Source organism: Paenibacillus pasadenensis DSM 19293, assembly GCF_000422485.1.
GTDB lineage: Bacteria > Bacillota > Bacilli > Paenibacillales > Paenibacillaceae > Paenibacillus_O > Paenibacillus_O pasadenensis.
The window spans coordinates 187976-202087 of sequence record NZ_KE383851.1 but is presented as its reverse complement, the minus strand read 5'-3'; the positions used below and the strand labels follow the sequence as shown (position 1 = coordinate 202087).

Here is a 14112-nt window from a genome sequence, read left to right as displayed (position 1 = left end):
GAAGACCCGAGACCATGCAGAGCCGGCTCTGCATGGTCTCGGGTCTTTGCGTTTTTCAATAAAATCAGATCCGTCCGCCCGCATGCGGCACGACGCTGATCAGCTCCAGCAGCTCTCGATCCGAGAGCGCCTCGGCTCCCTCCTCCGCGCCTGCGGGCCGGACGAGCTCCTCCATCATCCGCAGCTTGCGGCTCTGCAGCTCATGCATCTTCTGCTCGATCGTGCCTCGCGCCGCAAGGCGGATGACCTGCACGACCCGCTGCTGCCCGATCCGATGCGCGCGGTCCATCGCCTGCTGCTCGACCGCAGGATTCCACCACAGGTCGTACAGGATGACCGTATCCGCGCCGGTCAGGTTCAGTCCGGTGCCGCCCGCCTTCAGCGACAGCAGGAAGACGTCGCGCTCGCCTTCGTTGAAGCGGCGGCACAGCTCCACCCGCTCCCGGCTCGGCGTCGAGCCGTCGAGCTGGAAGCAGTCCAGCCCTTCCTTTTCCAGACGACGCCGGATGAGCGCGAGCATGGACGTGAACTGCGAGAAGATGAGTGGCCGCCGGCCCGCCTCAAGCGCGTCGCGGACGAGCGAGGCGAGCTGCTCGAGCTTGGCGGAGCCGCCTTCGTAGCCTTCGACGAACAGCGCAGGGTGGTCGCAGATCTGCCGCAGCCGCGTGATGCCGGCGAGGATGCGGATCCGGTTCTGCTCCAGCTCGTCCTTGTCGATATGCCGCAGCGTTTCCTGCTGCAGCTGCACCAGGTAGGCGGCGTACAGCTTCTTCTGCTCCGGCAGCAGCTCGGCGCTGTGCAGCGTCTCGATCTTGTCCGGCAGCTCACGGATGACGTCCCGCTTGAGCCGGCGCAGCAGGAACGGCCGAGTCCTCGCCGCCAGCTCCTCGCGCGGCATCTCCTCGAATTGACGCTTGGAGCCGAGCAGCCTTGGAAAGACCGCGTGGAAAATCGACCACAGGTCCGCGGCGTGATTTTCCACCGGCGTGCCCGTCATGGCGAAGCGGTACTCCGCCGTCAGCGCCGACACGGCGCGGGCCGTCTGCGTCGATTCGTTCTTGATCGTCTGCGCCTCGTCGAGCAGCAGCGCCGCGAACGGCTGCGCCCCGTAGCTCTCGGCGTCCAGCCGCAGCAGCGGATACGAGGCGATCACGACGTCCGCCTCGCCGGTGCCGGCCGCCGCGAGCTTGCGGAGCCGCTCTTTCTTGGCCCCGTCGGCCACGACCGCCCTCAGCTCGGGAGCGAAGCGCTCCAGCTCGGCCGCCCAGTTGTAGACGAGCGAGGACGGGCAGACGACAAGCGCCGGCCGGCCCGTCCGCCGGATCTCCTCCCGGATCGACAGGAGGAACGCAATCGCCTGCACCGTCTTGCCGAGTCCCATCTCATCCGCCAGAATGCCGCCGAAGCGGTAGCGCGCCAGCGCCTTCAGCCAGCGGTAGCCGGCCTTCTGGTAGTCTCGCAGCACGCCATTCAAGCCTTCCGGGATCAAGTCCGCACTGCGCTCCGGATGGCGCAGCTCCTGCAGCAGCCGCTCCGCCTCCGCGCTCGTCGCCATGAGCGGGCTGCCGGCCAGCTCCTCCAGCAGCGAGACGCCGGCAGCGGCCGGAGCCCGGTACCCGTAGGCGGTCCGCTCGGCGTACGCAAAGCCGGTCTCGTTGATATAGCGGACCAGCTGCTGATACGCCTCCGACCGGAGCGGCAGCAGCGCGCCGCTGCGCAGCCGGTGGTACGGCCGCTTCTCCTCGAGCGACTGCAGCACGGCGCGGATCTCCGACTCGGGAATTCCATTCATCTCGAAGCGGAACTCCAGCCAGTCGGTACGCTCGTCCGGCTGCGCCCGGATGTGCGGCGGCGGATCGGGATGCAGCCGCGTCTTGACCGCCGTCGTGGCATACACCTGGACCAAGCGCTCGAGCCGGGGCAGAATCTCGTACAAAAAGGCGAACTCCTCTTCCTCGCTCGACAGGCTGCAGCCTTGCTCGGTCAGCGTCATGCGGCCTTCCTTCATCAGGTCCAGGATGTCGGCTTCCTTTTCCCGGTCGCGCACGAGGATGCGGCCATGGGCGGGCTCGTCCCCTTCGCGCAGCGGCTCGATCGCGATTTCGCCGTAGCGGAATTCCAGATCCGCGACGAGCCGGTCCTTCACCCGGTCGAGATACAGCCTCGCCTTGAGCGGCGGACGATCGAGCCGCTGCGCCATCTGCGGGCTCACGCTCACCTCCGCCATCCGTCCGAGGCCGGGCAGCACATGCCGCGCCAGCTCCTCCAGCTGCGGCCGGGAGAGCGAGAGCCGCCCTTCCGGCAGCGGCCGAAACAGCTCCTGCAGCGCCGTCAGCCTGCCGCAGCCCTCGTGCCCGAGCGCGATGAGCCGGCCATGCCCCAGCGCGGCGCCGTACGCGGGCAGAGCCAGCAGCGCATCGAGGCCGCTGGACGTCAGCACGCCTCCGCCATCGCTCGCCGTCTCCAGCCCGAAGCGCAGCCCCGTCGACTCGCTCCGGTCGAGCCGGAACGGGGCGGGCCGGTCGCCGCCGTGCAGCCGGGCTTCGGAGCAGGCCTCCGCGAGCCGGACGATCTCGTCCCAGTCGCCGGGCGGGATGTCGAGCCGGTCCTCCCGCTCTCCCGGCTGGCCGGAGCCGTCCGCCCGCAGCAGCGCTTCGGTCGAGGCGATCCGCGCCAGCCCGCGCAGCAGCGCCGCCGAAGCCGTCTCGAACCGATGCCTATCCGGATCGTACGCCTCCGCTGAGGTGATCGTCGCCTTGCGGCTCCCCATGATTCGGCGCAGGAAGCTGCGCAGCCGATAGATCGGCTTCCACCCGTCCGCCAGCCTCACCGACAGGCCGACGCACAGCAGCGGCTCGCCTCTTCTCGCGCGCGGCTCGAAGTCGAACCGCAGCTCCAGACGCTCGCGGGCATCGAACAGCGCCGGCCGCGACAAGCCGCTGCCGGGACGCGGCTGCCGCTGGAACGCCTGCTTCAGGCCGTCCAGCGCGCGCTCGGTCGCCGTCCGCTCCCCGCCGCCGGGGCCGGGCCCCGCTGCCGCCGACGACGACGGCTTGGCCGGCGCACCTGCGCCTTCGCCGCGGCGCAGCGCATAGAGCACGGCCGCGACATGCTTGCATGACTGGCCGTAGGAGCCGATGTCCAGGCAAAAGCTGCAGGACGCTTCGGGGAGGCTCCCTGGCTTCACTCGCAGCTCCACATGCGCGACAGGCTTGCCGAACACCTCCGCCCGGATCACGTCCGAGCCGGCATTGCCGCTGCGGATGGCGACGAGCCCGCGCTCGGCGAGCTGCCTGCCCTTGCGGCTGGACAGCTTGCCGCAGCTGCGCTCGATTTCCGCCTCGTTCCATGCGGGCTTGTTCATGGCTCCCCCTCCTATCTCTTGCCGCTCCCTGCGGCAAGTCCACCTCCGATCGTATCATAGTCGGCCGTCCGACAGGTAGCTTACGTCGTCTCCTCTTCGGCGAACGCCTTGGCCAGCTTCCCCGAATCCGCCTCGTAATCGGCGACGACGAGCACGTCGAGACGGCGCGCCTCCCGCAGCACGCTGCGGACGAGACGGTTGGCGCAAAACGGCCTCCAGCTGCGCCCGGCGGGCTGGCCGACGATGATCTGCGTCGCCTTCTTCTCCGTGGCCCAGCCGAGCAGCGCGGCGGCAGCCGGCTGCCGCTGCTCCCGGCGCAGCAGCCGGAAGCTGCCGCCGAGCCGCTCCGCCAGCTGCCGCAGCTGCTCCAGCCGGCCCTCGAGCTCCGGCGCGAGCGGTCCGCGGCCATGCACATAGACGACATGCCAGGCCGCCTTCAGCCGGTAGGCGATCCGAAAGCCGCGGCGGATGAGCCGCTCGGCGCTCGGACTGGCCGTGACGGCGACGAAGATGACCTCCTCCCTCCGCCACGGACCGCGCAGCGACCCGCGGCGGTCCCATGACTCCAGCCGCTCGTCGACATCGTCGGCCAGCTCCCGCAGCGCGAGCTCGCGCAGCGCGATCAGATTGCCGAGCTTGAAAAACTGCCCGAGCGCCGCCTCGACCTTCTCCGGAGCGTAGATTTTGCCCGCCTTCATCCGCGCCTGCAGCGACTTCGGCGAGACGTCGACGAGCTGCACCTCGTCGGCGAGGCGCAGGATCCGGTCCGGCACCGTCTCGCGCACGACGACGCCGGCGATCTGCTCGACCGCGTCGCCTAGGCTCTCCAGATGCTGCACGTTCATCGTCGAGATGACCGAGATGCCGGCGTCGAGCAGCCGGATCACGTCCTCCCAGCGCTTGCGGCGCTCGCTGCCGGGGATGTTCGTATGGGCCAGCTCGTCGACGAGCGCGACCTCCGGCCGCCGCTGCAGGATGGCGTCGACGTCCATCTCCTCCAGCAGCGTCCCCCGGTACTGCGCCTGGCGGCGAGGCACGATCTCGAGCGCACCGACCTGCGCCTGCGTATCCTCCCGGCCATGCGTCTCGAGCAGGCCGATGACGACGTCGACGCCTTTCTGCAGCAGCTCGCCTCCCTCCCGCAGCATCGCGTACGTCTTGCCGACGCCCGGAGCCGCCCCGATGTACAGCTTGAAGCTGCCCCGCCGCAGCTGCCCGATCTCCGCCTTGAGCTCCTGATCCGTCAGCCGCCGGTAGCGGCTGCGCGGCTCGCGCTCCGGGCTGCGGGCGGGCAGGATGCGCTCTCCGGTCCAATCGGAGCGGTCGGCGACGAACAGCAGGTCGATGTTGCGCGTCATCGTCAGCAGGCGGTTCGCGATCGAGCCTCGGCGCCATTCCTGCCACGGCGTCTGGCGCGAGTGGCCGAGCACGATCCGGGTCGCCTTGCGCTGCAGCGCGAAATGGAGCAGCTGCCGCGGCAGGCGGCGGCGCGAGCGGAACGTACGCTCCTCGAACGAAGCGCCGACCTTGCGGGCGAGCAGGCGGATGGAGCGGCGGAACGCCTCCTCCTCCACGCGCAACGCCCGTCCTGACGGGACGAAGGCGACGACGTCCATCTCGCCGCCGAGCCGCTTGGCGACCTGCTGGCCGCGCCGCACGAGGATCGATCCGTTCCAGTGGTACTGGACGGCGACGAGCACGCGCTCGGCGATGCCGGACGGACCGGCGAGCCCGAGCTCCTCGCGATGCTTTTCGAGCGTGCCGTTCACGCCCTCCGCCATCGTGCGCAGCGCAAGCTCGCGCAGCCGCCCGAGCGTCCCGCGCTCCAGCCAGCGCGGCGGCAGCGATGGATTCGCCCCTTCGGCCGCGCGTTCCAGCAGCGTATCCGGCGTGACGTCGATCAGCCTCATCTCGTCGGCCAGCTCCAGCGCCCGAGCCGGCACGAGATGGTCGATGCGCAGCCCGATCCAGCTGCGCGCAAGCGCGGCCGCTCCTTCGAGCTCGTAAATGTTGACGGTCGTGACGACGCTGATGCCGCGGGCCAGCAGCAGCTCGATATCCTCCAGCCGGGATTCCCGAGGCGCGTCCGGCCGATTGCGATGAGCCAGATCGTCCACGAGGACGACCTCGGGATTGCGCTCCAGCAGCAGCTCGACATCGAGATCGACGGCTTCGCCGCGGCTCCAGGCGACGCCCGCAACCGTCTCCAGCGGCGGCTGCGCGGCCGGAGCGGAAGCCGCCTCGCCGCTCTCCTCCACCGGCGGCGACACGACGGCGTCGACGCCCTGGCGGAGCAGCTCTTCTCCTTCGCGCAGCATATGGTACGTCTTGCCGGAGCCCGCGACCGCTCCGACCAGGATGTTCAGCCTCCCGCGCTTCAGCTTGAGGATGGAGGCCAGAATTTCTTCCGGCGACTTTCGTTTGAACGGCTCCATGAGCGCTTCCCTCCATGAACGGGCAAAGCCCCGCTCTCCAGAACGGAGAAGCGGGGATTCGCGCCTTACTTGGACGCCGCTTCGCGCAGCGCCAGATTGAGCTCCAGCACGTTCACCGTCGGCTCGCCGAACAGCCCGAGCCGGCGAGGCGCCGTATGCCGCTCCACCAGCTGCTCGAGCTCGGCCTGCGGGATGCCGGTCGCCGCGCTGACGCGCGGAATTTGCACGCGCGCGCCTTGCGGGCTGATGTCCGGATCGAGGCCCGAGCCGGAGTTCGTGACGAGGTCAAGCGGCACCTCGCTCAGCGGCACGTCCGGATTGGCGGCCTGCCAGTCGAGCGCCGACTGCCGCGCCCGCTCCAGCAGGTCCGGATTCGACGGAGCGTAGTTCGGCGTGCCCGAGCCGTCCGCGGCGTAGCCGATGCTCGACAGCCGCCCGTGGAACCAGCGCGGCTCCGTGAACGTCTGGCCGATGAGCTCCGAGCCGACGATGCGGCCGTCCTCCTCGATCAGACTGCCGCTGGCCCGATGGGGCATCAGCGTCTGGGCGATGCCGGTCGCCGCCAGATTGTAGACGACGCCGCAAAGCAGCATGAGGACGAGGCTGATGCGGAGACTGCTGGCGAATAGCTGCATGGTCGGTTCATCCTTTCGAGGTTCGATTGTTCCGTCGTTCGCCCGCATCCGCCTACACCATCCACATGACGGCAAGGTCGATCAGCTTGATGCCCGCGAACGGCACGATGACGCCGCCGAGGCCGTAGACGAGCAGATTGCGCCTCAGCAGCGCGGCGGAACCCTGCGGCTTGTAGGCGACGCCCTTCATCGCGAGCGGGATGAGCAGCGGGATGACGATCGCGTTGAAGATGAGCGCGGACAGGATCGCCGACATCGGCGAATCGAGCCGCATGATGTTGAGGACGTCCATCTGCGGGATCGCCGCCATGAACATCGCCGGGATGATCGCGAAATACTTGGCGACGTCGTTCGCGATGCTGAACGTGGTCAGCGCGCCGCGCGTCATGAGCAGCTGCTTGCCGATCGCTACGACCTCGATGATCTTGGACGGATCGGAGTCGAGGTCGACCATGTTCGCCGCCTCCTTGGCCGCCGTCGTGCCGCTGTTCATGGCGATGCCGACATCCGCCTGCGCCAGCGCCGGCGCGTCGTTCGTGCCGTCCCCGGTCATGGCGACGAGCTTGCCCTGAGCCTGCTCGCGCTTGATGACCGCGATCTTGTCCTCCGGACGGCTCTCGGCGATGAAGTCGTCGACGCCGGCTTCCCGGGCGATCGTCTGCGCGGTCAGCGGATTGTCGCCGGTGCACATGATCGTGCGGATGCCCATCTGGCGCATCTGCTCGAAGCGCTCCTTCATGCCCGGCTTGACCGTATCCTTCAGGTAAATGAGGCCGACGATCTTCTCGTCCACGGCGACCGCGAGCGGCGTGCCGCCCGCCGAGGCGATACGGTCGCTTTTCGCGTCCAGATCGCTCGGAACGTCGCCGCCCTTCTGCCTGGCCCACGTCTTGACCGCGTCGACCGAGCCCTTGCGCACGCATCGTCCATCTGCGAGATCGAGGCCGCTCATCCGCGTCTCGGCGCGGAACTCGATCCACTCCCCGCCCTCGGCCAGCGCCGGGTCCGCCGACAGCCCCATCTTGCGGGCCAGCTCGACGACCGAGCGGCCTTCCGGCGTCTCGTCCTTGACGGAGCCGGCGAGCGCCCACTCGGCGACGGCCGTCTCGCTCCAGCCGCCGACGGAGACGAACTCGCTCGCCATCCGGTTGCCGTACGTGATCGTGCCCGTCTTGTCGAGGATGATCGTGTTGATGTCGCCGGCCGCCTCGACCGCCTTGCCCGACATCGCGATGACGTTGAACTGCGTCACGCGGTCCATGCCGGCGATGCCGATCGCCGACAGCAGGCCGCCGATCGTCGTCGGGATGAGGCAGACGAGCAGGGCGATCAGCACCGGCACCTCCAGCTTCACCCCGAGGAAGCCCCCGAGGAACGGCAGGCTCGCCACGACCATCAGGAAAATAAGCGTCAAGCTCGTCAGCACCGTGCTGAGCGCGATCTCGTTCGGCGTCTTCTGCCGCTTCGCTCCCTCGACGAGAGCGATCATGCGGTCGAGGAACGACTCGCCCGGATCGCTCGTCATGCGGACGCGGATCGAGTCGCTGAGCACCTTGGTCCCTCCGGTGACGGAGGAGAAGTCGCCTCCCGCCTCCTTGATGACCGGAGCGGACTCGCCGGTGATCGCGGACTCGTCGACGGACGCGAGTCCCTCGATGACCTCGCCGTCGCCGGGAATCCACTGGCCGGCCTCGACGCGCACGACATCGCCCTTGCGCAGCTCGCTCGCCGGCACCTCCTTGAGGCCCGCCGAGCCGCTCTCGCGGAAGGCGACGACGTCGCGCTTGGAGCGCTTGAGCGAGTCGGCCTGCGCCTTGCCGCGGCCTTCCGCCAGCGCCTCCGCGAAGTTCGCGAACAGCAGCGTCACCAGCAGGATCGCGGCGACGACGACGTTGAACCAGGCCGGCGTGCCGCCCCCGAACGCATCCGGGACGACGGCGAGCAGCAGCGTGACGGCGAAGCCGATCTCGACGACGAACATGACCGGGTTGCGGACCATCACCCGCGGATCCAGCTTCAGGACCGATTCCTTCAGAGCCTGGCGGACGATCGGTCCGCCAAGCGTCGATCTATTTTGGCTCATGGCTAGCTCTCCTCTTTTCTGTCCGTTCGGCTATGGCTTCAGCGTCAGCTGCTCGGCGATCGGCCCCAGCACGAGGCTCGGGAAGTACGTCAGCGCGCCGACGATGAGCACGGTGCCGAGAAAGACGGCGCCGAACGTAGCCGAATCGGTGCGGAACGTGCCGATCGTCTCCGGCACGGCCTTTTTGGCGGCGAGCGAGCCCGCGACCGCAAGCAGCGTGATGATGGAGACGTACCGCCCCAGGTACATGACGATGCCGGTGCTGAGGTTCCAGAACGGCGTATTGTCGCCTAGTCCCTCGAAGCCGGAGCCGTTGTTGGCCGCGGACGACGTGAACTCGTAGAGCGCCTGGGTAAGGCCATGGTAGCCCGGGTTCGAGATCGTATCGGGATAAGCATAAAGAGCGGCGGCCGTCGGCAGCAGGATGAGCGCCGGCTGCACGAGCAGCGTCAGCGCGATCAGCTTCATTTCGCGACCCTCCAGCTTCTTGCCGAGAAACTCCGGCGTCCGGCCGACCATCAGGCCGGAGAGAAACACCGCCATCAGCGCGTACAGCAGCACGTTCATGAGGCCGACGCCGGAGCCGCCGAACACGGTGTTCAGCATCATGTTCATGAGCGGCACCATGCCGCCGAGCGGCGTGAACGAGTCGTGCATCGAGTTGACGGCGCCGGTTTCGGAGGCGGTCGTCACGACTGAATAGAGCGCGGATTGCGGCACGCCGAAGCGGGTTTCCTTTCCTTCCATGCTTCCTTGGCCGGAATCATAGCCGAGCGCCGCGATCGCGGGGTTCGCCTCCTGCTCGGCCGTCAGCGAGACGCCCAGCATGACGACGAACAGCAGCGCCATGGAGACGAACAGCACCCGCCCCTGCTTCGGATTGCCGACGAGCTTGCCGTACGCGAACGGCAGCGCCGTCGGCACGAGCAGCATGAGCAGCATCTGCAATAGGTTGCTGATCGCGTCGGGGTTTTCGAACGGATGCGCGGAGTTGACGCCCATATGGCCGCCACCGTTGTTGCCGAGCTCCTTGATGGCGAGCAGCGAGGCGACCGGACCGCGCGCGATCGTCTGCTCCCCGCCCTCCAGCGTCTGCGCAGCGGCAGACGGCTCCAGCGTCTGCGGCACGCCGAGCGCGACGAAGACGAGCGCCAGCACAAAAGCGATCGGCAGCAGCACCCGCGTGATCGAGCGCACGAGATCGACGAAGAAATGGCCCATCGGCTTGCCGGCCAGCCCTCTCATGAACGCCATCGCCGCGCACAGCCCCGTCGCCGGCGAGACGAACATCATGAACACGATCGCGATCATTTGGGACAGATAGGATAAGCCGCTTTCGCCGCTGTAATGCTGCAGGTTCGTATTGGTCATGAAGCTGATCGTCGTGTTGAACGCGAGCCGCGGCTCCATGTTCGCGATCCCGCTCGGATTGAGCGGGAGATAGGCTTGCGTGCGGAAGACGGCGTAGACGAGCAGCAGCATGACGCCGTTGCTGACGATCAGCGCCGCGGCGTAGGCTTTCCAGCTCTGGCTTCCGGGGCGGATGCCCCCGAGGCGGTAGATCAGCCGCTCCGCCGGGCCGAAGACGCGGTCGAGGCCGGTCGGCTCCAGGCTGTAGGCCCGATAGAGATACAGCCCCGCCGGCTTGGCCAGCAGCAGCACGAGCAGCAGCGTGATTGCGATGGATAGTCCTGCCATCATGGGAGGTGGCTCCTTCTTGGGTCAGAATTGGTCGGGGTGAAGCAAGACGTAGACGAGGTAGAGGAACACGGCCGCGACGACAACCCACAGGAGCGCGATCATCGTTCCTCGCGTCCTTCCTGCGCCTGCTTGCCGCACCAGGCGAGCAGGCCGAGCATCGCGGCGGTCAATCCGATCAGCAAGGCGAGCATGCCGATATCCATCATGTGAATGGCTCCTTGTCTTGGCGGGCTTCGTCCTGAATGAGGTAAAAGACGTCCTGCCCGTTTGTATGAATGACATAATCCGCTCCGAGCGACTTGTAGACGCCGCCCGAGCCGCGGCCTTGCGTGACGACGAAGATGCTGCGGCCGGTCCAGCCGCGGAAAATCTGCACATAGCGGCAGCAGAGAGCGAGGCTGCTCTCGAACAGGTAGACGTTGCCGCATCGGCATTCAGGCGCCGGATTGCGGTCCTTTTCGGCCGTATCGATTTGCATGATTCGACCTAAGCCGAGGCGCTCCAGCCGCTGCCTTTCGCGGCGGCTGTTGACGACTGCGGCGCAAGGAATCCGCATGCGCTTCAGCTGCATCAGGAAGCGTTCGCCGGCCGCTGTGGCCGGCGAGACGAGTATCGTTTCGGGATCGAGATCCATGGTGGTTCTCCTTCGGGTGGCGAGGGCGGCGGACGGCTGCGGACCGGGATCCGCTTTGGAAAAAAGCGCGCAAAAAACCACAGAGGCAGCGGCCCCTGTGGTCTTGGTCAGATCACAAGCGTCATCATCCTCTCTCCCGATCGGAGCACGGCGCGCTATGGCGCGCGCCGCCTCCTGCGCTTACGAGGTTAGCTGTCGGATTCGGACGGTGAGAGTCGCCCTACCCGAGGGAGACGGATTCCATGGATCCGCTCCCCCAGGATTCACCCCTGGAGCCGCGGCGGCCGACTCTCACATCGGCGGCCGCAGGCTCCGCTTGGTTCCCCCGTTTTCCATTTCGGAAACTCAGCGTTGTCAAAAGCTGGTCTGGCTAGCTGAGACGAATCTTACACCCGGACTTTTCGGAAAGTAAAGCCGGGCCAGCGGCGAAAATCCGGCCGCGATCGCGCTTGTCGAGCAAGAAAGGCCGATCGATCTCCATTTCTCTCTCTGAATCTCGCTCATTCTCTCGAATTCATCTCGACGCATGCCAAAAACCCGCCTCCATCGCCGATTTCATTCTCGGCAAACGAAGGCGATGGTCGCGCTTACATGAAGCGGGACGGCTGAATTCCGCCTGCGCCGCCTTTTACAGACCGCCCTCTCGTCGCGTAGGATGAGCAGCAAAAAAAAGCGAAGGAGCAATTGCCATGCCCAAATCGGAACACATCCTCGTCTGCCTGTCGTACGGCCCGCACGGAGAGCGCCTCATCCGCCGCGGCGCCGAGCTTGCCGCGGCGGCGGGCAGCCGCTTGGTCGTCCTGAGCGTGGTGTCGGACGTCGAGGCGGCGCCCGGCTCGGCGCAGGAGGAATGGCAGCGCGTCTGGCGCGAGGCCGCGGCCGAAGCAGGCGCGGAATTCCGGGCGGTGCCGTCCGCAGGCCGCAAGGCCGTCGACGTGATCGCGCATACGGCGATGATCGAGCGCATGACGCAGATCGTCGTCGGCCAGCCCGTGCCGACGCGCTGGGAGGAGCGGTTCCACGGCTCCTTCGTCGACGCGCTGCTGCGCCGGATCGGCCAGACCGATCTGCATGTCGTCGCCGTGCAGCGGCTGGACGAGGAGCTGGAGCGGACCCATGAGCGCGGCGTCCGCGTCGCGGTCGCCGCGCGGGACGGCGGCTACGTCATCCAGAGGACCTTGGACAAGAATGGATGCTCCGGCGTCTTTTTCCGCAGCCGCGATACCGAGTTCGAGCATGGCCTGCTGAAGCTCAAGGACGGCAGCAGCCGCAGCCGCGCCTTCAAGGTGCGTCACGGCGCCGTCGTCGATCCCGAATTCCCGGCCTTCTGGCGGAGCAGAAGCTAGGGCGTGTTTGCATAACCCGAAGCGGGATTGCAAACACGCCCTAAGGAGACGTTTTTACGCGATTTTTATTTGGCAGACCGGGTCGCCGGGCGTAAGATCAGCTTAACGAATCCATCCAGCCCGTGAACTCCAGCTCGTCGTACCGGTAGAACTGATCCAGAATCCGCTCGCGATCGTCGAGGAACAGCCCGCCCGCGACCTCCGACACGAGCTTCGGTATCGCATGGCGCATGCCCGACAGCGCGGAGGCGGATAGGCCGCAACTGATCATCGCGGAGTAGTTGAACGTGTGAAGGCCGTGCAGCCGCGACGCGCCCTCCTCGTCCCGGCTCGTGAAGGCGAAGCCCGGCGTCAAATACGGATGGGCGTCGAGCACCGGGCTGGCGATGTCCGCCGGCGCCTCGTACCGGTCGCCCCAGCGGGCGATATGGCGCTCGACCAGCCGCAGCTCGGGACGCAGCGCCGGGTCGGTCAGCAGCCCGGTGCTGACGACGAGGAAGTCGAACGACTCCTCGCCCTGCGGCGTCGTCACGACGGCCCGCTCTCCTTCCGTCCGCACCGCGAGCCAGGGCGCTCCGACATGGAGCCGGAAGCCCGGCCAGGCGGCCGCCCGCTGGAACGTGTCGTTCGTCGGCGGCTGGTTGTGCTTGAAGAAATGCGCCATGACGGCGTACTTGTCCTCGTCGGACAGCCGCGGGAAATGCTCGATCATGCCCGAGTGCTCCATTTGCCGGATCGGATTGATGCGCGGCAGCTCCGGCCGGCGGACGAATACATGCGCCTCCGCGACGCCCGCGGCCAAGGCGAAGCTGGCGTTGTCGAACGCCGACGCGCCTCCGCCGAGCACGGCGATCCGCTTGCCGCGCAGCGCCTCGAAGTCAATCGCCTCGGACGTATGCGCGTACAGCTCGCGCGGCACATGGCGCGACACGAGCGGCGGCACATGCCACTCCCCGCCGCCCTGGATGCCGGTCGCGAGGATGACCTTGCGGGCGAGCAGCTGCGGAGCCGGCGCGCCGGGGCCTTCGAGATGGAGCCGGTAAAGGCCCTTCTCCAGCGGCTCGACGAGCGTCAGCCGCGTCTCGTTGACGACAGGCAGGCTCAGCACCCGGCGGTACCAGCGCAAGTAGCTCATCCAGTCCCCGCGCGGAATTTTGTCGATCGCCTCCCAGCCCTCCTCGCCTGCCTGCGCCTCCCACCAGGCGCGGAACGTGAGCGACGGAACGCCGAGATCGATGGACGGCAGATGCTTGGGCGTACGGAGCGTGTTCATGCGCGCGTACGTTTCCCACGGCCCTTCCTTGCCCTCCGGATTCTCGTCGAGGATGATGACGTTTGAGACGCGTTCCTTCATTAAAGCAAATGCGGCTCCGAGTCCGCTCTGGCCGCCGCCGATGATGGCGACGTCATGCACATGGCCCTCGTCATGGCTCCTCGGCTGGACCCAGCCCGCCCCTCCGAAGGCGATATAAGACAGGTCCCGCTGGACCTGGGCGTTCAGTTGCTCTAGGCTCATCCCGCATCGTTCCTTTCTGCTGTTCCGCTTGCCGGCCCGGTCGGAGGTCAGACTATCTGCCGCATCCGATTCGTCTTTTTGGCGACCAGACCGTTTCAGCCCTTTATCGCAGCTCTCAATGTCTCCTTCATGTTATATTTTATTACATGACGCGTAAAGAGTTACGGAAGGAACTTGTAACTCGCCGCCTTCGATTTGTGCCCGTTGACAAGAGCGGGACGATCCTGCTGATTGCCGATATCGCTTTGCGCAGCGAAAAGAGCCGCGCAAAGAGGGCGGCTCGGGCCTTGCCATCGTTCCTGATTCCAGCCTCTTATCGACGGTCATAACGGGCTCAGCTGCTCAACTTCTTCGTTTCGACTCCGTCTCACAATGGCGTTAGGGCGTGCTGATGACGA

Annotated in this window: 9 protein-coding genes and 1 riboswitch; of the genes, 1 reads left to right on the top strand and 8 read right to left on the bottom strand. The window is 67.1% G+C overall.

Annotated features, from left to right (window positions below; genetic code table 11):
- Positions 1-64: 64 nt before the first annotated feature.
- From H582_RS0117815 to H582_RS0117780, 7 genes are all read right to left on the bottom strand, one after another.
- Complete coding sequence (locus tag H582_RS0117815) at positions 65-3364, bottom strand: DEAD/DEAH box helicase (protein ID WP_028599600.1); 3300 nt, start codon at positions 3362-3364, stop codon at positions 65-67.
- A gap of 80 nt (positions 3365-3444) precedes the next feature.
- Complete coding sequence (locus H582_RS0117810) at positions 3445-5799, bottom strand: histidine kinase (protein WP_028599599.1); 2355 nt, start codon at positions 5797-5799, stop codon at positions 3445-3447.
- 65 nt (positions 5800-5864) lie between these two features.
- Positions 5865-6434: a potassium-transporting ATPase subunit KdpC gene (gene kdpC, locus H582_RS0117805; protein ID WP_028599598.1), complete on the bottom strand. Its 570-nt coding sequence runs from the start codon at positions 6432-6434 to the stop codon at positions 5865-5867.
- Between the two features lie 52 nt (positions 6435-6486).
- Positions 6487-8517, bottom strand: a complete 2031-nt coding sequence (gene kdpB / locus H582_RS0117800; RefSeq protein ID WP_028599597.1) for a potassium-transporting ATPase subunit KdpB — start codon at positions 8515-8517, stop codon at positions 6487-6489.
- Positions 8518-8547: 30 nt separating this feature from the next.
- Entirely contained in the window at positions 8548-10215 is a 1668-nt protein-coding gene (gene kdpA / locus H582_RS0117795; RefSeq protein ID WP_028599596.1) for a potassium-transporting ATPase subunit KdpA, read from the bottom strand.
- 24 nt (positions 10216-10239) lie between these two features.
- On the bottom strand, positions 10240-10320 hold the full coding sequence (locus H582_RS33375; RefSeq protein WP_373864106.1) for a potassium-transporting ATPase subunit F: 81 nt from the start codon (positions 10318-10320) through the stop codon (positions 10240-10242).
- Between the two features lie 100 nt (positions 10321-10420).
- Positions 10421-10852, bottom strand: a complete 432-nt coding sequence (locus H582_RS0117780) for a hypothetical protein (protein ID WP_028599595.1) — start codon at positions 10850-10852, stop codon at positions 10421-10423.
- A 162-nt stretch (positions 10853-11014) separates the two neighbouring features.
- A riboswitch (cyclic di-AMP (ydaO/yuaA leader) is annotated at positions 11015-11213 on the bottom strand.
- A gap of 328 nt (positions 11214-11541) precedes the next feature.
- Between H582_RS0117780 and H582_RS28315 the strand changes: the two genes are divergently transcribed.
- The gene (locus tag H582_RS28315; protein WP_043111533.1) at positions 11542-12198 is read left to right on the top strand and encodes a universal stress protein; all 657 of its coding nucleotides are present in this window, start codon (positions 11542-11544) and stop codon (positions 12196-12198) included.
- A 97-nt stretch (positions 12199-12295) separates the two neighbouring features.
- On the opposite strand, the gene H582_RS0117770 is transcribed toward H582_RS28315, so the two are convergent.
- Entirely contained in the window at positions 12296-13714 is a 1419-nt protein-coding gene (locus H582_RS0117770; protein WP_028599594.1) for an FAD/NAD(P)-binding protein, read from the bottom strand.
- Positions 13715-14112 lie beyond the last annotated feature (398 nt).